General features: G+C 45.2%; 11 protein-coding genes. 5 read left to right on the top strand and 6 right to left on the bottom strand.

Translation table 11 applies throughout. The annotated features are described in order from the left end of the window. Nucleotides 1-416 precede the first annotated feature (416 nt). The gene (locus QT992_RS22550; protein WP_333377778.1) at nucleotides 417-6,323 is read left to right on the top strand and encodes an AAA family ATPase; all 5,907 of its coding nucleotides are present in this window, start codon (nucleotides 417-419) and stop codon (nucleotides 6,321-6,323) included. Between the two features lie 129 nt (nucleotides 6,324-6,452). On the opposite strand, the gene QT992_RS22545 is transcribed toward QT992_RS22550, so the two are convergent. The 3 genes from QT992_RS22545 to QT992_RS22535 all read right to left on the bottom strand — a co-directional run bounded on the left by QT992_RS22545 (nucleotide 6,453) and on the right by QT992_RS22535 (nucleotide 11,876). After that, complete coding sequence (locus QT992_RS22545; RefSeq protein ID WP_333340812.1) at nucleotides 6,453-7,640, bottom strand: glycosyltransferase; 1,188 nt, start codon at nucleotides 7,638-7,640, stop codon at nucleotides 6,453-6,455. 756 nt (nucleotides 7,641-8,396) lie between these two features. Beyond that, nucleotides 8,397-10,028: a polysaccharide biosynthesis protein gene (locus QT992_RS22540; protein ID WP_333340809.1), complete on the bottom strand. Its 1,632-nt coding sequence runs from the start codon at nucleotides 10,026-10,028 to the stop codon at nucleotides 8,397-8,399. 564 nt (nucleotides 10,029-10,592) lie between these two features. After that, nucleotides 10,593-11,876 carry a PilT/PilU family type 4a pilus ATPase gene (locus tag QT992_RS22535; protein ID WP_333340806.1) on the bottom strand — a complete coding sequence of 428 codons (1,284 nt, stop codon included), beginning with the start codon at nucleotides 11,874-11,876 and terminating at the stop codon, nucleotides 10,593-10,595. Nucleotides 11,877-12,159: 283 nt separating this feature from the next. On the opposite strand from QT992_RS22535, the gene QT992_RS22530 reads away from it, so the two are divergent. Both QT992_RS22530 and QT992_RS22525 read left to right on the top strand, forming a co-directional pair. Then, a complete protein-coding gene (locus QT992_RS22530) occupies nucleotides 12,160-13,329 on the top strand; it encodes a DUF58 domain-containing protein (RefSeq protein WP_333377775.1) in 1,170 nt (389 codons plus the stop codon). 218 nt (nucleotides 13,330-13,547) lie between these two features. Next, entirely contained in the window at nucleotides 13,548-14,003 is a 456-nt protein-coding gene (locus tag QT992_RS22525) for a TerB family tellurite resistance protein (protein WP_333377773.1), read from the top strand. 286 nt (nucleotides 14,004-14,289) lie between these two features. Here the strand turns inward: QT992_RS22525 and minE are convergent, their stop codons facing one another. From minE to minC, 3 genes are all read right to left on the bottom strand, one after another. Beyond that, the gene (gene minE, locus QT992_RS22520) at nucleotides 14,290-14,661 is read right to left on the bottom strand and encodes a cell division topological specificity factor MinE (protein ID WP_333377771.1); all 372 of its coding nucleotides are present in this window, start codon (nucleotides 14,659-14,661) and stop codon (nucleotides 14,290-14,292) included. A 216-nt stretch (nucleotides 14,662-14,877) separates the two neighbouring features. Next, the gene (gene minD / locus QT992_RS22515; protein WP_006635273.1) at nucleotides 14,878-15,684 is read right to left on the bottom strand and encodes a septum site-determining protein MinD; all 807 of its coding nucleotides are present in this window, start codon (nucleotides 15,682-15,684) and stop codon (nucleotides 14,878-14,880) included. A 164-nt stretch (nucleotides 15,685-15,848) separates the two neighbouring features. After that, nucleotides 15,849-16,655 carry a septum site-determining protein MinC gene (gene minC, locus QT992_RS22510; RefSeq protein WP_333203895.1) on the bottom strand — a complete coding sequence of 269 codons (807 nt, stop codon included), beginning with the start codon at nucleotides 16,653-16,655 and terminating at the stop codon, nucleotides 15,849-15,851. 296 nt (nucleotides 16,656-16,951) lie between these two features. On the opposite strand from minC, the gene QT992_RS22505 reads away from it, so the two are divergent. Together QT992_RS22505 and QT992_RS22500 are read left to right on the top strand one after the other, a co-directional pair. Continuing rightward, complete coding sequence (locus QT992_RS22505) at nucleotides 16,952-17,881, top strand: ADP-ribosylglycohydrolase family protein (protein ID WP_333340782.1); 930 nt, start codon at nucleotides 16,952-16,954, stop codon at nucleotides 17,879-17,881. A 527-nt stretch (nucleotides 17,882-18,408) separates the two neighbouring features. Continuing rightward, nucleotides 18,409-20,139 (top strand): NAD(P)H-quinone oxidoreductase subunit 4, encoded by a 1,731-nt coding sequence (locus tag QT992_RS22500; RefSeq protein ID WP_333377767.1) that lies wholly within the window; start codon nucleotides 18,409-18,411, stop codon nucleotides 20,137-20,139. Nucleotides 20,140-20,144 lie beyond the last annotated feature (5 nt).

The raw sequence follows: 20,144 nt of genomic DNA, 5'->3' as shown, positions 1-20,144 counted from the left end.
GAATTGATAGCGCCTTTGAAAATCCGACTCTGGGTTCTTCAAGAATCCCCTCGCATGCACGGCATGGGGAGTATCAAAAGGCTCAAAGCTAGAGCTAAACCTTGAAGTTATAGAGATCAGTCTGTCATGTGTGCGATCGGCATCACAGAATTTGTTACAATATTGCAATCAACTTGGTGAGGTGTTCGACCGTACATCATTAAGTCGGAGTTCAAACCCGATGTTCGCCTGTCCGCGCGTCCAGACACTTTCAAAGTTTAGGCATCTCGCTATCTAAAAAATCCCAGACTCACTACTGATATTTTAAAGTATCGAAAATTACCAGTTTTACAAAAAATACTTAAGTACCGCCCGCCCGCGCTCCGATCGATATCAAGCGCAATGTTAACCCAAAGCTTCGTCAGAGAATAAAACCCATGAATACACTTCCCGGTTACAAAATCACAGAAGTTGTTCAACCTGGTGTGAAGTCGATCATTTATCGCGCAGTCAGGGAATCCGATCGAACATCAGTCATCATTAAAACACTCAATACCGAGTACCCCACAATAGAAGAAATTACCCGGTTGAGACATGAATACAAAATTAGCTCGAATCTCCAAATCGAAGGGATTGTTAAACCCCATAGCTTAGAAAAATATAACAACAGTTTCGCTCTGATATTAGAAGATTGTGGCGGTCAATCTCTCAGACACCATCTAGCGGGTAAAAGTATTAAAGTTCCGAAGTTTTTGCCACTGGCTATTCAAGTGGCTCAAACTCTCGGAGAAGTGCATCAAAGCCAGATAATTCATAAAGATATAAAACCCTCAAATATTATCATTACCCCAGATTTTCAACAAGTAAAAATCACCGACTTTAGCATGGCAACGCGCCTATCTAGAGAGGTTCACCAAAATAGCAATGCCACCGTACTAGAAGGCACTCTAGCCTATATATCCCCAGAGCAAACCGGTCGGATGAACCGCGACCTTGATTACCGAACTGACTTTTACTCTCTAGGCATCACGTTTTATGAAATGCTTACAGGAGAGTTAGCGTTTAATTCAACCGACCCCTTAGAATTAATTCACAGCCACATTGCGGTGACGCCAGTTCCTCCCGATCAGTTAAACAAGGAAGTCCCCCTGGTAGTTTCATCCATTGTCATGAAACTATTAGCTAAAAATGCCGAAGACCGATATCAAAGTGCCTTTGGAGTAAAAGCAGACCTGGAAAATTGTCTAACCCAGCTACAAACTACTGGCAAAATAGAAAATTTCATTCCAGGGACAGTTGACAAATCAGGTCAATTTTTGATTCCCCAAAAACTCTACGGCCGCAGACAAGAAGTCGCTGATTTGATGGCATCATTCGAGCGAGTCAGCTTCGGGACAACAGAGATGGTGTTGGTAAGCGGTTACTCAGGCATCGGCAAAACTTCAGTTGTCAGTGAAATTCACAAACCAATTGTCAGGCAGCGGGGTTATTTTATTGCTGGCAAATTTGACCAGTTTAAGCGGGATATTCCTTATGCTGCAATAACTCAAGCCTTTGAATCATTAATGCAGCAGTTATTAACAAAAAGCTCAGAAGATTTGGCAATTTGGAAAGAAAAGCTTTTGTCAAGGCTGGGTAATAACGGTGGAATTATTATTGATGTTGTCCCTTCTGTCGAACTAATAATTGGTTCGCAGCCTGCCGTTCCCCAATTGGAACCGACCGAATCTCAAAATCGCTTTAATCGATTGTTCAAAGAATTCATGAATGTGTTTGCCCAAGCTGAACACCCATTAGTTCTATTTTTGGATGATTTGCAGTGGGCAGATTTAGCTTCCTTAAAATTGATTCAGGAATTAGTTACTGACCAGAATAGCCGATATTTTTTACTGATAGGAGCCTATCGAGATAACGAAGTAAATTCGACTCATCCGTTAGTTCAAACTGTCGAAAAAATTAAACAGACTGGTGCGGATGTGCATCACATTATTCTCCCATGTTTAGATTTGAGCAGCGTCACTGAGCTAGTATGGGATACTTTGGGTAATCAAACGGAAAAATTAAAGTCTCTGAGCGAGTTAATTTTTAATAAAACTGGCGGAAATCCATTTTTTATAACTCAACTTCTGTCAACTCTTTACTCAGAAAAACTGTTAGTTTTTGAGTTCACTGTTGGTGCATGGCAGTGGGACATCACACAAATTGAAGCCGCTGGTCTTGCAGATTACACTGTCGTTGAATTAGTTGCGCGGAATCTTCAACAACTGTCGGAGGAGACGCAGGAAGTATTAAAATTAGCTGCTTGTATGGGCAACCGTTTTAATTTAGAAAATTTGGCAATTGTTAGGGAAAAATCCGGCTCGGAAACCGCGGCAGATTTATGGGATGCGCTTCAGGCTGGTTTAATTCTGCCAATGAGCGATGCTTACAAAATCCCTCTGGTTGAGGAAATCGACTCCGGGTGTCCAAGGCATGGGGATGGAGTTGGGAGTCGCGCTCAATACGCAATATCTTACAGGTTTTTGCACGATCGCGTACAGCAAGCCGCCTATTCTCTCATCCCTGACTCGCAGAAAAAACAAACTCACTTAAAAATCGGTTCCCTGCTACTGCAGGGCGGGCACGGGGGCATCGCCCCTACGGCATCCGAGATAGCAGAAAATATCTTTGATATTGTCAACCAACTCAATATCGGGGGCGAATTCATCACAAATCAAGAAAAGCGAGATGAACTAGCTAACTTTAATCTTATAGCTGGCAAGAAAGCTAAGAGTTCTGCCGCCTATGCAGCAGCACTCAAATATTTTAATGCTGGTCGAGAACTTCTACCCGAACCAGCTTGGGAGAGTCACTACAATTTAATCATGGAACTTCACCGGGAATCGCTGGAATTATCCTATATAAATACTGATTTTGAGCGAGCATTGCAGCTATCGGATGTGATTATATTGCGCGCTAAAAATTTGCTAGAAAAAGTAAAAGTTTATGAACTCAAAGTAATTTATTATTTAATCCAAAATCAATTCCAAGCGTCGATAGATATAGGTCTCAAAGCTTTGAAAATGCTGGAAGTGTACATCCCGATAAATCCACAAAAAATGAATATTTCCCTGGAGCTATTTCTAACAAAACTAGCTTTAAGAAATAAGCAGATTGAGGATTTAGTGGAACTGCCGCCAATGACTGACCCTCATAAAATTGCTGCTCTACGAATTCTAACGAATATGACTCCCGCTGCTTTTGTAGTAGCCCCCGATATGTTCCCACCGATCATATTTAAAATGGTTACACTTTCTCTTAAATACGGGAATGCGCCACTGTCTAGTTGCGCCTATGCGAACTATGGTGTTATCCACTGTGGGGTGTTAGGCGATATTAATTCTGGATACCGATACGGTCAAATGGCTGAGGCACTTTTAGAACGCTTCCACACCAACTTGCACAAATCTCAAGTTTCAATGCTTTTTAATGGTTTTATCCGTCACTGGTCTGAGCAGGTCAGGGAAAGTCTTATAGGTTTGCTTGAGGGTATTCAGAGCGGACTAGAAACCGGAGATGTCAGCAATGCTTGTTCTTGTGCTGGTCTTTACAGCAATTATATATTTTTGAGCGGCGAACCTCTGGACTCCGTAGCCAGTAAGCAGAGTCAATGTATTGAAATGCTGGTGAAGTACCAGAATGAATTTATGATGAATCATACCATTATAGGGGCTCAAGTTGTCTTAAATTTGCAAGGTAAAACAGCTAATCCTTGCCTGTTAGTTGGCGAGAGATTTAATGAAGAAACTATGCTGCCCGCTTTAAGGGAGAGTAAAAATAATCTGGTAATATTTTTAGGATGTTTTTTTAAATCATGGCTAAATTATCTATTTAAAGATTATGCTAAATCTGCTGAAAATGCCATAACAGCATCAAATTACTCTGAGGCTGTGATGTCCATGATGTATGTTCCTCTGCACAATTTTTACTATTCCCTAGCCCTCTTAGCTTTGTATCCCACAGCTTCAAAAATAGAACAGAAAAAATATTTAAAAAAAGTTGCGTCGCTTCAGAAAAAAATGAAGCAGTGGGCTTTTCACTGCCCGCAAAATTATCAGCACAAATATGACTTAGTAGAAGCCGAGAAAGCGCGAGTATTGGGACAATATGAAAAAGCTGCTCTGTATTACGAGCAAGCAGTGAAAGGAGCTTCGGAGAATGAATACATCCACGAAGAAGCGCTAGCCAACGAACGGGCGGCAGAATTTTATCTGGCTCGCGGTCGAAACAAAGTGGCCCAGAGTTATCTGATAGATGCTTACTACGGCTATATTCATTGGGGAGCAACCGCCAAGGTCAAACATTTGGAGTCAGAGTATCCGATGTCTTTACCCCCTGCATCTGCGGCCAAATCTAGTAGCGATCGAACTATTACTAGCACTAATTATAGCACGAGTAGCAGTCACAGCAGTTTATTGGATTTGACAACTGTTGTTAAAGCATCTCAAGCACTAGCTAGCGAAATTGTGCTGGATAATTTGTTAGAAAAGTTAATGAAAATGGCGATCGAGAATGCGGGAGCCCAAAAAGGTTTTCTCCTGATGCCCAAAGAAGGAAAATTGTGGATTCAAGCAGCGGCCTCGGTGGAGTCATCGGATGTTGCAGTTGAACAATGCCCTAGAGTATCTCCTGCAGAGGTTTTGCCACTAACGGTGATTAATTATGTTGAAAAAACGCACTCTGATGTAGTTTTAAGTCAGGCTGCTAGGGAAGGCCTATTTACAGATGACCCCTATATTAAAAAGCAGCAAGTGAAATCTGCGCTTTGTACTCCTATTCTGAATCAAAGCAAACTCCTCGGCATCCTTTATCTGGAAAATAATTTAACTAATGAAGCGTTTTCTCCAACGAGGCTGGAGGTTTTGAAAATACTTTCTTCCCAAGCTGCCATTTCTCTAGAAAATGCGGTACTTGTTGCTAATTTGTCGCAGGCTAAGGAACAGTTGGAGGATTATTCGCGGACGCTGGAGGTGAGAGTAGAACAGCGCACGCAGGAATTAAAGACTAAAGAAGCTAAGCTGCAAGAAGCTCAAAAACTGGCGCACCTCGGCAACTGGGAATTTGATTTGGAGGGGGATAAATTAACTTGGTCTGAGGAAGTATTCCGAATTTTTGGTCTTGACCCTGAACTACCAGAACCGACTATTTTAGAACATAGGAAGCAAATTCATCCCGATGACCTACAGTTGTGGTTAGAGCGATTAGAGAAGATTATTCAGTTAGGAAAGCCTTGTGAGTTGGAATTGAGAATTTTGCGCCCTGATGGATCTGTCAGATATATTTATGTTAAGGCGCAAGCTATTTTTGATGGCGGTAAGGTGATTAAGTTATTTGGGACGATACAGGACATTACCGAGCGCAAGTTAGCGGAGGATGCTTTGCGACTGTCGGAGGGGCAATTGAGAGAAAAAGCGACACAATTGGAAGTTACTTTGTCCGAATTACGCTCGACGCAGACTCAACTAATTCAAACGGAAAAAATGTCTTCTTTGGGGCAGTTGGTTGCGGGGGTTGCTCACGAAATTAATAATCCGATTAATTTCATTTATGGCAATGTTCTCCATGCTAACGATTATAGCTCGGATTTGCTGGGGTTGATTGAGCTTTACCAGGACTCTTACCCGAATGCCAATCCTGAGATTGTTGCTAAAACAGAAGATATTGACCTCGCTTTTATTCAAGAAGATTTGCCCAAAATTCTAAAATCAATGCAGGTTGGGGTCGATCGCGTTCGCAATATTGTGCTGTCGCTGCGGAATTTCTCACGCCTGGATGAAGCCGAGATGAAACCAGTGGATATTCACTCCGGGATTGATTCGACTCTGCTAATTTTGCAGCACAGGTTGAAAAAGGATGCAGTCGGACATGGCATTGAGGTAGTTAAAGAGTACGGTCAGCTGCCGAAGGTAAATTGTTATGCTTCGGGGTTAAATCAGGTGTTTATGAATATTTTGAGCAATGCAATTGATGCAGTGGAGTTAGGAGTTGGGCGACCGGAGACAACTGCCAAACTAGAAAATCCTTTGTCTCCAATCTTTGAGCGAAAGATTGAGATTCGGACTGAGGTATGCGACCAAAACTGGGTGAGAATTTATATTGCTGATAATGGTCGGGGGATGACGGAGGAAGTACGATCGCGAATATTTGACCCTTTCTTTACTACAAAACCTGTGGGCCAAGGTACCGGTTTAGGGTTGAGTATCAGTTATCAGATTGTAGTAGAGAAACACGGCGGGAAGCTAATGTGCTTTTCCGCGCCCGGTGAAGGGGCTGAGTTTGTGATTGAAATTCCCGTGAAGCAGTGAACTTTTTTTAAGTTTTTATATAAGTTTTTTTAACCGCCGATAAACGCCGATGAACGCAGATACAATTCTATCTGCGTTCATCTGTGTTTATCGGCTGATATCTGCGGTTAAAAATTCTCAATCTTAATATTAAACATCGCGTTCTGTCCGCACCCATTTAGTTTGCCGCTTCAGGATAAAACCCAGATACAAAGGGATTTTCCAGAGGATGTAAAAAGGTACAGATAAAAGAGTAGATCCAGAAATATTCGCACGCCCGAATTTTGCCCAAGCGCCGACAATTGAAACTAAAATCAGCAATCCTTGTACTGCTAACAAGACGGCGGGAATTGGGGATGTTCCCAAAATTGCTGCTAGTAAAGAGGTGGCAAAAGCAGCTAGCCAGATAGCGACTAAAAGCGATAGGGGAGGGACGGATAAGTCGAGGGCGATCGCCAATAAGTCAAAACGTTTTTGCTCGACTGAAGCTGCTGTCAGCCGGGGAGTTTGAGTTAACAATGTCTGTATGTGACCGTGTTCCCATCTGGTTCTTTGACTTGTGGCTGCTTGCTGCTGCTGTGGCAAACACCCGGTGACGTTTGCTTCGGGGCAGAATACTGTTGGATGTCCGGCGATCGCCAAATCCAAACTCATCTGCATATCTTCAACAATATTGCCGCTAGCTAGGGAAACCGATCGAATTATCGACCAGGGAAAAGCCATGCCTGTTCCTGTTAGTAAAGATGGGAATCCTAACTGTTTTAATCCGCTGGGACGGACTAAGTTTTTCACGAGAAAGGCTAAAGCAGAAATGGAATCTTTGGGGGTAGGATTTGGTGGCTGTTCCATGAGATAAGTTGCTTGCACTGGTCTTTGTTCAGCAACTGCAACCGTGGCTAATTTTTCTATAGAATCTGGCTGACAGATGCAGTCTGCGTCAACCATGATTACTACTTCTGGGGGGTCTGATTCGATCGACTGCAAGCCGAAATCCAGTGCGTATCCTTTGCCCTTGCGTTGTGTGTCTTGGCGATCGATCGCACTTGCACCGCAGTTACGAGCGATTTCTGCCGTGGCGTCCGTGCAGTTGTCAGCAATCACTAACAGGCGGTCTTGAGGTGTTAGCTGTGGCAATATAGTGGAGATGGTGGCCGCAATTCCTGCTGCTTCGTTGTAAGCGGGAATTAAAACTGCTACTTTGGGGCGGGGCGCTTTAGTTTCCGCTGTCTCGCCCTGGCCGGACAAGAAAGCTGCACTGCATTCTAGAAATAGAACTGCAACGGGAATTAGAAGGAGCAGGGCGATCGCCCATAGCACAACATCAATCAATAGGAACATTAGCTGATTAATTTCCACAATTCTCGTACCTTAATTTAATTTAATTTCTTGCGGTCATTGAGTTTATTTAATCTTATTGCACCTTTGTTAACTCACTGCGCCACGCTATCTAAAGTATCATCATATCATGCCCGCAAAAAATCACCCTTCTCACATTTGTTGTGAGAACTTAAGTCCTCCTAAAACTACTAGGACTAGCATCCTCACTCAAAATTAATTTGATGGTGGTTGTGCGGCCCCTAATAATATCATATCATGTCGATTATGACAAGGTTAAGTCAATCCATTTACTTAAATTTAAAACAAGCCCAGACTGGAGAAACCCGGTTTCTAAAAGACACCAGGTTTCTGGGTGTTCTATTTTTAATCAACTAAACACTTAATCGATGTTTAACATCAAATCCGGTTGCATCCGAATCATAGACCTCTTGCAAAAATCCTTTTCATCAATTGATGGGACGGGCTCTGGGGCCCATCTCACAAGAAAAAATAACTCTTGTGGGATGGGCCCCAGAGCCCGTCCTAATTATTTTTGCAAGAGGTCTAATAAAATCGAGTCAACAGTTAACACTCAACCATTCAGTTTTTCGACACCGAGTCAACTGTCAACTGTCAACTGTCAACTGTCAACTGTCAACTGTCAACGGTCCACTGTCAACAATCATTTCGCTCGTGCAACCGGAATTGATATAACTCATTCATCCCCTGTGGGTGGGCAGTCACGAAATAATCTCCCAACTCAAAACTATGTTCAAGCTACGCTGCATCGGGGATAGCCACAGGTTCAGATTTTTTGCTGGTGAACTGTGCGGGGGGTGCAAATTCTCTGAGATATCTCGAAACCGATCGCAAATATCCCACTTCTGCTTGAATCAAATCCAGCGTAGAAAGACTCTCAACTAAGTCATCAAACTCATCTGCCGTAACTCCAGCACTGTGCAAGACTTCTTGGTTAAGCCGCCCGCAGATTCCTTGCAGGAGGAGTTCGATAATCTCGCTATAGTCAGCGATTTCCGTTCCGTAACCTTGCAATTTCTTCGGATTGATTCCCCACTGCAAAATTTTCAACAAGTCTTCAGGGGCACTCCACGCAAAAGAGGAAGCAATCACTTCTTTTTCCGCTGCGACAAGAGCGTGCTTGATTTGCACTTCGGGGAAATCTGGATCGATGATTAGGCTTTCGAGCTTCGACACTTGTTTATCTAAGACGCGCAAAGAAAAAGGAGCTAATTCTACAGTCACCATGTCGCCAGTATCGTTCACACTTCTAAAAGGATCTTCCAACACATTAATTAGGAGGTGAATGTCGGTAGGCTTTTTCCAGTCAAACTGTCCAAGGAAAAACGGTTCTTCGTATCCCGGCAAAAGTCCTTGAAAATAAATCGGCAGATTTTTGCCTGATTCAAGAATTTTATAAAGAGCTACTTCCAAGGTTTCTGTCGGCCAACCGAGATTACTTACGGCAACAATTTTCAGTTTGCCGGGAACGGACACAACCAGAGAATTCAGCAATAAATGTACGGCTTCAAAAAGATTTTGAGCAGTTACGTAGCGGTGGGGAGCGTGAACGTTGACAGTTTTACCTTGCTCTACTTTTTTGGACATTTGCTCGCAGAACAAGCTATTTTCCAACATATGAGTAAAGCGAACCATCCCGTAAGTCACATCTCCTTCTTGAGCTGCTTTGGCAAATTGCCATTCGGCAAACTTCTTCGAGGCGGCGTAAACTTCGGTTGTAAAATATCGAGATGTTTTGCCTGTGGAAGAGAAGATGCAGTGTTCTACGCCGTATTCTTCGCACAGTTGGATGACGTGTTTACATCCTAACAGGCTGGTTGTAACTGTTTCTCGGATTTTGATTTCAGCTAGTCCGGGTTGGCGTTGGGCTGCTAGGTGAAAAACAATTGCTGGTTTTTCTACCTCAAATATGTGTTTGAGCGCCTCCAAGTTGCGAATGTCGGCGGCATAGAAAGTTACAGCACCTTCTCTGTTAAAAACCGGGAGATTTTCTTCGGGGTTTTGACATCGGGCGTTGTCTGCGGAAATGATTTTAGTTGCGCCTAATTCGAGGAGTTTTGCGATTAAGAAACGACCGACACATCCTTCTCCACCGGTGATGAGGATGGTTTTTCCTTTGATTTGGCTGCTGCAGGCGGATGCGTATAGGTGAATAGTGCGACCGCGCACGTCGCTAAAAGGTTCGCTTTCCAATTGTCCGTCGGCTTGATAGGCGGCGATTAGGTGTGCGGTGAGAGTTTGTAAGGCTGCGAGGATTTCAGGATCTTGCGGTTCCGGGGAACCGGGCGGAACTAGCTGCTGGATGCGCTCAATTATTTCCGCTTTGCTGGCACCTTCAAACACTTCTCTTTGGTTAAATGCACTCTTCACTTTTTTTGCTCCTTTAAATTCTAGAAATACGGTGGCTGATAAGCGCGTTGTTAAACTAATTTCCGAGGGACAGAATCTTTAAAAGTCTGCTTGGTTTTAGGATTTTTTCGACTGAAAGCTACTTAATTGGAAAAACACGCGAGCGGCTCTGCTTGTAGTTTTATTAAGCGCTTTTTTAACCTGCTTACTTCTGCGATCGGCAAATATCGGCAAAGTCGGAATGTTCTCTGTCCAAAATTGGTCACTACAACTATATACTTAAATTGCTGAGTGTTGGCAATACTCGGAACATATCTTTACTATTTCTTTGCAATTACCTGCTAGTTTTCACGCAATTTTAAAGTTTATGTAAAGTAAGGTCTACGTTTAAAAAACTTAACAATAAACTCGACACTGATTATAGGATTTTACTCTTTAATTAAAATGTATTTATTGTTACTAAATAAAGTAAAAATTTAAGTAAAAATACGCACCAAAGCCTTAACCAAATATTTCCGTGTGCGGAAAATCTTGTTACTTGATGAGTGGGGTAGTCCTGCAGTGCCTACCCCTGTATGTGTGCTGCTACCGGGCGCGAACGCTGCGTTCTTTTTTGCTGCCTTCAAAGCCGCGAGCGTCCCCAACATCGTAGCCTCCTGTCCGCAAGCGGCGGTCTAAATCGCTGGCTTCAGGAGAAGTTTTTGCTGCTTCTTCGATCGTGACTCTGCCCTCAAGCACGAGTTTGTAAAGACCCTGGTTGATAATCTGCATTCCTTCGTAAGTATCATGCTCCATTAATCGGAAAGCTTCATCATCAGCACCTTTCATCAAGTAATCGTGCATGGCAGGTGTATTCACCAAAATATCGTGAACTGCTACTCGACGGTTGTCAACTGTTGGCAGCAAAAGTTGGGCAATTACCGCTACTAAAGAATCGCAAATTTGAATCCGCATCGCCTGTTGTTCCTCGGGCGGGTAGAGGTTCAACAACCGGTTAATAGCGTTAATGGCGCTGCGAGTGTGGAGAGTTCCCAATACTAAGTGACCAGTTTGAGCGGCTTGCAACGCTGTATTGATGGTAACGCGATCGCGCATTTCCCCGATCAGAATTACATCTGGATCTTCCCGCAAAACAGCCCGCAAAGCCTGCTGAAACTCGTGGGTATGCAAGCCGACTTCCCGCTGGCTGACCAAGCATTTTTTAGAAGGGTGAATGAATTCGATCGGGTCTTCAATTGTAACTACGTGCTTTTGCTCCATCTGGTTGAGGTGGTCGATCATCGCAGCTACGGTTGTCGATTTCCCCGAACCGGTAGGCCCTGTAACCAATATTAATCCCTGCGATCGCAAAATGATATTTTTGAAAACTTCTGGCAACCTCAAGGAATCGATAGTAGGTATTTCCAAACTAATCAACCGCAATACCATCGCACCGCCGCTGAGGGAATCAAAACAGTTTAGCCGACACCGCACGAAGCCAGGGTAAAAAATTGCTGAATCTAATTCCTTGGTAGTTGCAAACTGTTTTCGCTGTTCGGGGGTGAGAATTTCGGCTAGGTACTGTTCAAAAATTTCTGGCGTTACTTTGGGGTGGTTAGTTGCTACTTGCATCACGCCCCGAATCCGAAATCGAGGTACTTGGCCGACTCGGATGTGAATGTCGGAAGCGCTCGCTGCATGGGCATCTCTGACCATTTGTTCGATCGTACTGAGGGGTGTCTCAACAGACCGCTGCTGGGCTGCGGGGGGCGCACTCGGCGCGGGAGCAGGAGGCGGCGCGGGAGTTGCAGCCAAGGGCGGGGGCGGGGGCGGTGTTCGGCGGGCTTGAGCCTCTGGTCGAAGGGGAGTAGGATTGTTTAATGGGTTCATTTTTTTGTCTCCAGTCAATCGATTTTAGATTTTAGATTTTAGATTTTAGATTTACTCGACAGATTAATCTGCGAGCAGGAACTAGAGTCTAAAATTTGGGGATCGACCCTGACTGAGTGTCGGGGGCTTGTATCCGTTTTTTGGGAGGGGTCAATGTAGATTTATTGCGAAAAAATGCCCGATTTCTAATTTTATCGCTCGCAGCTAATTCGGTGTTAAATGCTGAGAATATTTTACAATTAGGCTTGATGGGGCGATCGAGTAATTAACAATTTAAACTCCTATGAACATCGGTCACAAAATCGCCGACTGGCTCGAAAATCGTGCTGTTACCCCTGCCTACGCGGGTTGGCTACTGTCGGGGATGACGGTTTTCTTTTTTGGGTCGGCGACTAATACAATGTCTGGGTGGCTGTACGTGCTCAGCGGTGGGGGTTTGGCGCTGTTGGGAGTAGCGGCGGTTTTGCCGGGAAAATCGCTCCGTTCGCTGGAAGTCCGTCGCCGCCCGATCGAACCGGTGAGTGCGGGCGATCAAATCACCGTAGAACTAGAAATCGAAAATCGCGCCCGCCAACCTAAGACTCTGTTGCAAGTGATAGACATCTTGCCGTTTGTATTGGGAGAACCGGTTGTCCGCCCGATCGAAGTCATAGAGCCTAACAGTATATACAGGCATACATACTATCTGGAAGTCCGGCAGCGCGGCGTCTATCGCTGGCAAGAGATACACTTGAGGACGGCGGCACCTTTAGGGTTGTTTTGGTGCCGACGCAGCCGCCCAGTCAAAGCCGTGGCGGTTGTGTATCCACAAGTTTTGCCGTTGAGCACTTGTCCTTTGATCGATCGCATCGGTCAAGAAGACAGCCCGCAATTTTACAATCGCAGTCGATCGCAAACTGCTACCGAAGGCCTCACCCGCAACCTGAGACCTTACCGCCACGGAGACCCCACCCGCCTGATTCACTGGCGCACCAGCGCCCGCTACGGAGAACTGCGGGTGAGAGAGTTAGAAGTTGCAGCCGGCGGTCAAGAAATTATTATTGCTCTCGACAGCGCTGCGGCGTGGCAGCCAGAAGAATTTGAACGAGCCGTGACAGTAGCTGCGTCTCTTTACTTCTATGCTAGCAAGCGCCTGTTAAACGTCAAACTTTGGACTGCCGGGACTGGACTCGTATCGGGGAACCGGGTAGTTTTGGAAACTTTAGCGGCGGTTAATGCTGGGGAAGATGCGATCGAGAATCGGTCGAAACTGCCGATAATTTGGCTGACTCAAAACTCTGCAAGTTTAAGCACTCTTTCCCTAGGCAGCCGCTGGGTACTCTGGCCGTTGGCAACTGCTGAAACCGGCGAAAAAATGTTAGTCAAACACGATTTACCGGGTTTGAAAATTCGCTCTGACCGACCGTTAGAACTTCAGTTACAAGATACTCTGGAAAGAGCGATTAATTATTAAGTAAGATAGACCACGAAAAAACCTGTGAAAGAGCGATTAGTTATGAAGATAGACTTGATTAATCTAAAACCTCAAGAACCATGATACACTACAGGAGTGTAATTCATCAACTTAAGGATCTTACAGGGTCTGGCAATTGCTTGGCAAGTTAAGAGCAGCTTAGATTACTGTGACTCCGGTCATAAACATCATATCTCATTCACCAAACAGGAGAAAAAATGACTTTCTGGGATAAATTAAAGCAGAACGTATCACAAATCAATGTTTCTCTGCAAACCAATATTTCCAAGTTTAAAAACAATGATTTTGCTAATGCCTCAATGGCAATATGTGCATTGATTGCTGCTGCTGATGGCACTATCAATACCGAGGAAAGACAAAAAACGGCTGCTCTAATAATTTCCAATGAAACACTCCAAATTTTTCCGGCGTCGGAGTTGAAGCAAAAATTTGATTTTTATTGTGAGAAACTATCACAAGACTTCGATTTTGGTAAAATTGAGGCTATCCAAGCGATAGGGAAACTTAATAAAAAACTAGACCAAGGTCGTGCCGTCATCCAAATTGGCATTATTATCGGTGGTGCGGATGGTAATTTTGACAAAGATGAAAAGAAGGTTGTCAAAGAAGCTTGCCATGCTGTAGGCATTAATCCAGGGGAATTCGATCTCTAAATTCAGCTATTTTATGGTTGGTTCTAGCCAATCAATTATTCAAGGCTTTATATCTGCGAATAGCATTGTTCATTGAGTTTATTTGCTCTGCATGAAATGAGGGAGGCATTAAGCTATGAACAGTATGAACGAGTCCATTGTGCATGACATCGGTCGGAAGTGCAGAATGATCGAGTCCGAGTGTATGTCCTATTTTCTAACCGACGAAAGCGGTTGCTATACTTTAATTTAAATGCCGATCGGCTCGAATCGAACTCTTTGCCTGACAATAAAATCTCAATCCCTATCACTCTCTTGTTTCGGGGAGAATTTCGACTACATACTCCGGTACATATTCTGGTCGATTCTCTGGCCGATTCGGGGGCAAATTCTTGGGCAAATTCTCCGGTGGATGTTCGAGTCTGACTCGCCGGATCGGGAGATTTGCAATTAGTGCTGTGGCCCGCTGGTCGCTCTCCAGCGAGAACTCAGACCCGGTGGTATCGATTTCCACGTAGCGAGACACCACCTCTAGAATTTCTCGGCGCATCGACTCAACCATTTCTGGGCTGAGTTCTGAGCGGTCGTGGGCTAGAACCAGTTTGAGGCGCCGTTTTACCTCGTCGCGGCTGTTGTCAGGGATGCGCGGGAAAAGTCGTTCGAGAAGTGTGTGTATCATGGGTCGGGCTGGTTTGTCAAGGGTTAGGCATAGAAAACGTCATACCATTTTCGATTTTCGAGTTTCGATTTTCGATGGGGGAATAAGTGATTCCCGTCAGGTTGGGAGCTGGGCTACAGTTTCATTCTTTTTGGGAACTGGTGTGAGTGGGGGAAATTTTGGGGTAGTTTTTGTGATGCGGTCGCTGCTGTTAAAGATCGATCGCCAATAACCACATCACATAATTTTAGTATTTAAGAACTTGCGGAGGCGAGTAAAGAAGTTTTCCCGACGGGGATTGAGATCTAGAAAATCAACTTTTTCGCCTTCTAAGCGGCGGGCAATATTGTCGAAGGCAGTTCCAGCTAAAGAGGCCGTTTCCGACAATACTAATGGTTCGCCTCGGTTGGTGGAAACGATGACGCGCTCGTCGTCGGGAACCACGCCTAACAGCGGAATCGCGAGGATTTCCCGCACGTCTTGCACCGACATCATATCATTTGCCAGCACCATTGCGGGTCTGATCCGGTTGACGATCAGGTTGATTTTCTTGACGTTGTTGGCTTCCAGCAGCCCGATGACTCGATCGGCATCGCGGACAGCAGCGATTTCGGGAGTTGTGACAATTATCCCTTCTTGAGCCGGCGCGATCGCATTTTGAAAACCTTGTTCAATTCCAGCAGGAGAGTCGATCAAAATATAGTCGTATTTTGCTCCCAACATCCCCACAAGCTGCTTCATTTGCTCAGCGCTGATGGCATCTTTCATCCGAGTTTGGGCAGCCGGCAACAGCACCAAGCGCGGCTGCCGCTTATCTTTCACCAAAGCTTGCTCTAATCGGCACTCTCCAGCAAGAACTTCTAATGCCGTGTAAACAATCCGATTTTCTAAGCCCAGCAGCAAGTCTAAATTTCTGAGACCGAAATCGGCATCAATTACGGCAACATTGCGCCCCCGCTTAGCTAAAGCCATGCCGAGATTGGCTGTGGAGGTGGTTTTTCCTACCCCGCCTTTCCCTGATGTAACAACAATAATGCGAGCCATAAGCGATTTTTAGATTAGTTATTGGTAATTGGTAATTGGTAATTGGTAATTGGTAATTGCTAATTGCTAATTGCTAATTGCTAATTGGTAACAACTAACAAATGCCAACTAACAACTGTCAACTGTCAACTGCCAACTGTCAACTGTCAACTGTCAACTGTCAACTAACCATTACCCCCGACTAACTGCGATTTGTCAAAATCAGAGGCTCTACCGATCCGAATCCCTTGGGGCGTCACATAGGCGACTTCCGGGAAAAACTGAGCGGGTGAGGTTTCTGGGCCTCTGGCAACATACTTAGCAATCCTAATCACCATCGGTTCCATCTGCAAGGTCATAATCACGCTTTTGGTGTTGCCACCGGCACCGGCGTGCACGACTCCCCGCAAACGGCCCCAAACTAGGATATCGCCTCCAGCGATAACTGATCCGCCGGGATTTACGTCTCCCAAAAGTACGACGGTGCCCGGATGGCGAATTTCTACGCCCGATCGCACTGTCATCTGCAAATATAAAGGTTCCGCCAGGGATTGCGGTTTTTCAGCGGCGGCTTTATTCAGGGAAGAAACCGGAGGCTGCTGTTCTACACAATAGCCTGCTGTAGCTGCGGCAACGGCGGTTTGGCGGCGACTGGTGTGGACTCGTTTGAGTTGCAGTTCCACTTCGGAGAGGGCATCGGCGATTTCTTGTAGTTGGCGGATATCTAAAAGTCGATCGTTCCCCATCAATTGTACTTCTGCGTTTGGCTGCCAAAAGCGTTCTCCCGCATTCAGCCTGACTTTTAGCTGCTGCCAAAGTTCAGTCCAAGTCGAGGCGGAAGCTGTTGCGGGTTCACTATTGGTTTCTGGGGGGAGTAGCAACAGTAGCTGTCCATCTTCGGTTTTGAGTCGGACTTGCAACTCCAAGCTGACTTCGGGTGTGGATTGAGTGGCAGGGGCGGAAGTGGCTCCGGCGGTGGCATCGGGTGTCATGGACAGGTCTGAGTTCAGGTAGGGACAGGTTAACATCAATATTAGCCTGAGTGGTCATTAGTCATTAGTCATTAGTCATTAGTCATTAGTCATTAGCAGGGCACTCCGCGCGCACTTTAGACAATTATAGGACTTACGCCTGGGGGTCTAGAAACCGGGTTTTTTTTACAAAAATACTTCGTTGCAACCCGCAGATTCGGTAAAAAACCCGGTTTCTTCGATCGGTGTATAAATCTTGAATTACTGATTACCAATTCCCCATTCGCCATAACCAATTCCCCATTCGCCATTACTATATGCAGCAAATAGAACGTTATCGCGGTAGTCTTCTGGGTTTGGCAGTTGGTGATGCTTTGGGTACAACTTTAGAGTTCTGTCGCCCCGGAACGTTTGCGCCTATTAACGATATGGTTGGCGGCGGCCCGTTTCGACTAGAACCGGGCGAGTGGACGGACGATACTTCGATGGCGCTTTGTTTGGCCCAAAGTTTGATTGAGAAGCAAGGTTTCGATCCTGTCCATCAGTTAGAAACTTATGTGCGGTGGTGGCGAGACGGACATTTGAGCAGTACGGGTGAATGTTTTGATATTGGCAATACGGTGCAACAAGCACTTTGGAAGTTTGAAGATACAAGAAAACCTTATTGCGGTTTTACCGATGCTCAGACTGCTGGAAATGGTTCGATTATGCGTTTGGCTCCGGTGCCTTTGTTTTATGCGAAAAATCCTTTGGAAGTCATAGATAAATCTGGAGAAAGTTCGAGAACTACTCACGCTGCTGCTACTTGTGTGGATGCTTGCCGCTATTTTGGTAATTTAATTGCGGGGGCTGTGAATGGGGTTGCTAAAGATGTGTTGCTTTCGGAAAGATATTGTCCGATTGGTGGCTATTGGGCAGCAAATCCGCTGGTGGCGGAGATTGATGAGATTGCGGCGGGTTCTTTTAAATTGCGACAACCTCCTGAAATTAAAGGTACGGGTTATGTTGTCAAGTCTTTGGAGGCGGCACTTTGGGCTTTTTACAACAGTTCTTCTTTTGCGGAAGGCTGTTTGTTGGCTGTGAATTTGGGCGACGACGCGGATACAACTGGTGCGGTTTACGGACAGTTGGCTGGGGCTTTTTACGGAGAGGGGGGAATACCGGAAAAATGGCGGTCGCAATTAGTCGATCGTACTTTAATTGCATCTTTTGGCGATCGGCTTTTGACTTTATCTAGATCGCTGTGAATACTTATATCAGTTTTCAACCTTCTTGGTTTTTACAAGAACTAGCAATTTTAGTTAATATAGATAAATTTACCCCACCATCTACCAGAATAGGCGCAACCACAGGCAGATTGCGCCAACAAAACGCTATATTTTGTTGTTCGTAAGTCCTGAATCGAAAATCTAAAATCTAAAATCTAAAATCTAAAATCAATTGACGTGTGTAGCAATTCGTGATATGTGTCTTCGCGTTTATCTAGGGTGTGTCATCAATTAAAAGAGTTGACAAAAGCTGACGAATGTGCGTATGGTTCGGAGCGATCGCTCAAGCTTCAGGAAAACCCGATGACACGGCGCTACTGGCAGCATCCGTCATTGGGCTGGCTTAACCCTCTGAGCGCTACTCAATACACGTTAATTCTGTTTTGTCAACCAACCTAATTAATGACACGCCCTAGATATAAAAAATATTTATGAATAAATCTTAAGTTTTAATTAACTTTCGTATTATAATTTTGGTAACTTCCAACTAAGTATTTATTCTCAATATGATAGCGGATCAATTTCCTTGGCTGACCGCAATTGTCATCCTACCCCTCGTAGCTTCCCTCGCCATCCCTTTTCTGCCCGATACAGACGGCAAAACCGTGCGCTGGTATGCCCTAGGCGTAGGCATTGCAGATTTTGTATTAATGTGCTGGGTGTTTTGGACTCATTACGATCCAAGCATCTCTACTTTCCAAATCGTCGAACAATATCCCTGGATACCTTCTTTAGGCCTCAACTGGTCTGTTTCCGTTGACGGGCTGTCTGTGCCGTTGGTACTGTTGGCGGGATTGGTGACGACGCTATCAATCTTTGCAGCCTGGGAAGTCGATCGCAAGCCGCGACTCTTCTACTTCCTGATGCTGGTGATGTACTCCGCACAAATAGGAGTGTTCGTCGCCCAAGACATCATGCTGCTGTTCATTGTCTGGGAACTAGAACTAATTCCGGTGTACCTCCTAATCTCGATTTGGGGCGGACAAAACCGCCGCTACGCAGCTACCAAATTCTTGATTTACACCGCAGGCGCTTCCATCTTTATTTTGATAGCAGCCTTAGCAATGGCATTCTACGGCGGAGGCACCCCCACCTTCGACATGGTAGAACTTGGCTTGAAGGACTACCCACTGGGTTTAGAATTACTGCTTTATGCGGGATTGTTGATTGCCTTCGGCGTCAAACTGGCGATTTTCCCCTTCCACACTTGGCTACCTGATGCCCACGGCGAAGCATCTTCTCCCGTATCGATGATTCTGGCCGGCGTATTGCTGAAAATGGGCGGATACGGACTGATTCGCCTGAATTTGGAACTTCTTCCCCAAGCACACGTTTACTTTGCACCCATTATGGCGGTGCTCGGCGTAGTCAATATTATCTACGGCGCGCTGAATTCCTTCGGCCAATCGAACATGAAGCGCCGCTTAGCGAATTCGTCGATTTCTCACATGGGATTCGTGTTGTTGGGTATTGCTTCCTTCACGGATTTGGGAATCAACGGGGCGCTGTTGCAAATGATTTCCCACGGTTTAATCGCCTCAGTATTGTTTTTCCTGGCTGGCGTTACCTACGATCGCACCCATACAATGATCATGGACGAGATGGGCGAGATTGGGAAAGTCATGCCGAAAGTGTTTGCCTTGTTTACCGCAGGCGCGATGGCATCCTTGGCACTCCCCGGAATGAGCGGTTTTGCTAGCGAACTCTCAGTGTTTGTGGGCGTCGCAACTAGCGATATGTACAGCGGTTCTTTCCGCGCGGTGACAGTGTTCCTGGCGGCAGTAGGACTGATTTTGACGCCGATTTATTTGCTCTCGATGCTGCGACAGTTATTTTACAACTGTGGGAGACTAGCGGCTTGCGACCTAGAGGATCTAAATTTGCAGAATCAGAGAAACAATCTGGATGAAGCGGTTTGTTTTGGTAATAGTTGCGTTTTGCCGGGTGATGCACCGTTTATTGATGCTAAACCTCGGGAAGTGGCGATCGCATTTTGCTTTTTGATACCGATTGTCGGCATTGGTTTTTATCCCAACATGGCCATGCAAGTCTACGATGCCAAGACTGTCGCCGTCAACGCCGAAGTCCGCCAATCTTACATCCAAATTGCTCAACAAAATCCTCGGATTTATGCGAATCAACTTTTGGTTCCCAAAATTGCCCAAGCTCAAAAATCGCCTGCTTTGGACAAAATTACAGGGTCTGAATCTGCATCGGTTTTTGGCATTGTCAAATAATTTTA

The sequence above is a fragment of the Microcoleus sp. T3_D1 genome, assembly GCF_036700405.1.
GTDB lineage: Bacteria > Cyanobacteriota > Cyanobacteriia > Cyanobacteriales > Microcoleaceae > Microcoleus.
The sequence above is the reverse complement of the archived record's forward strand: the minus strand, read 5'-3'. Positions and strand labels throughout refer to the sequence as shown.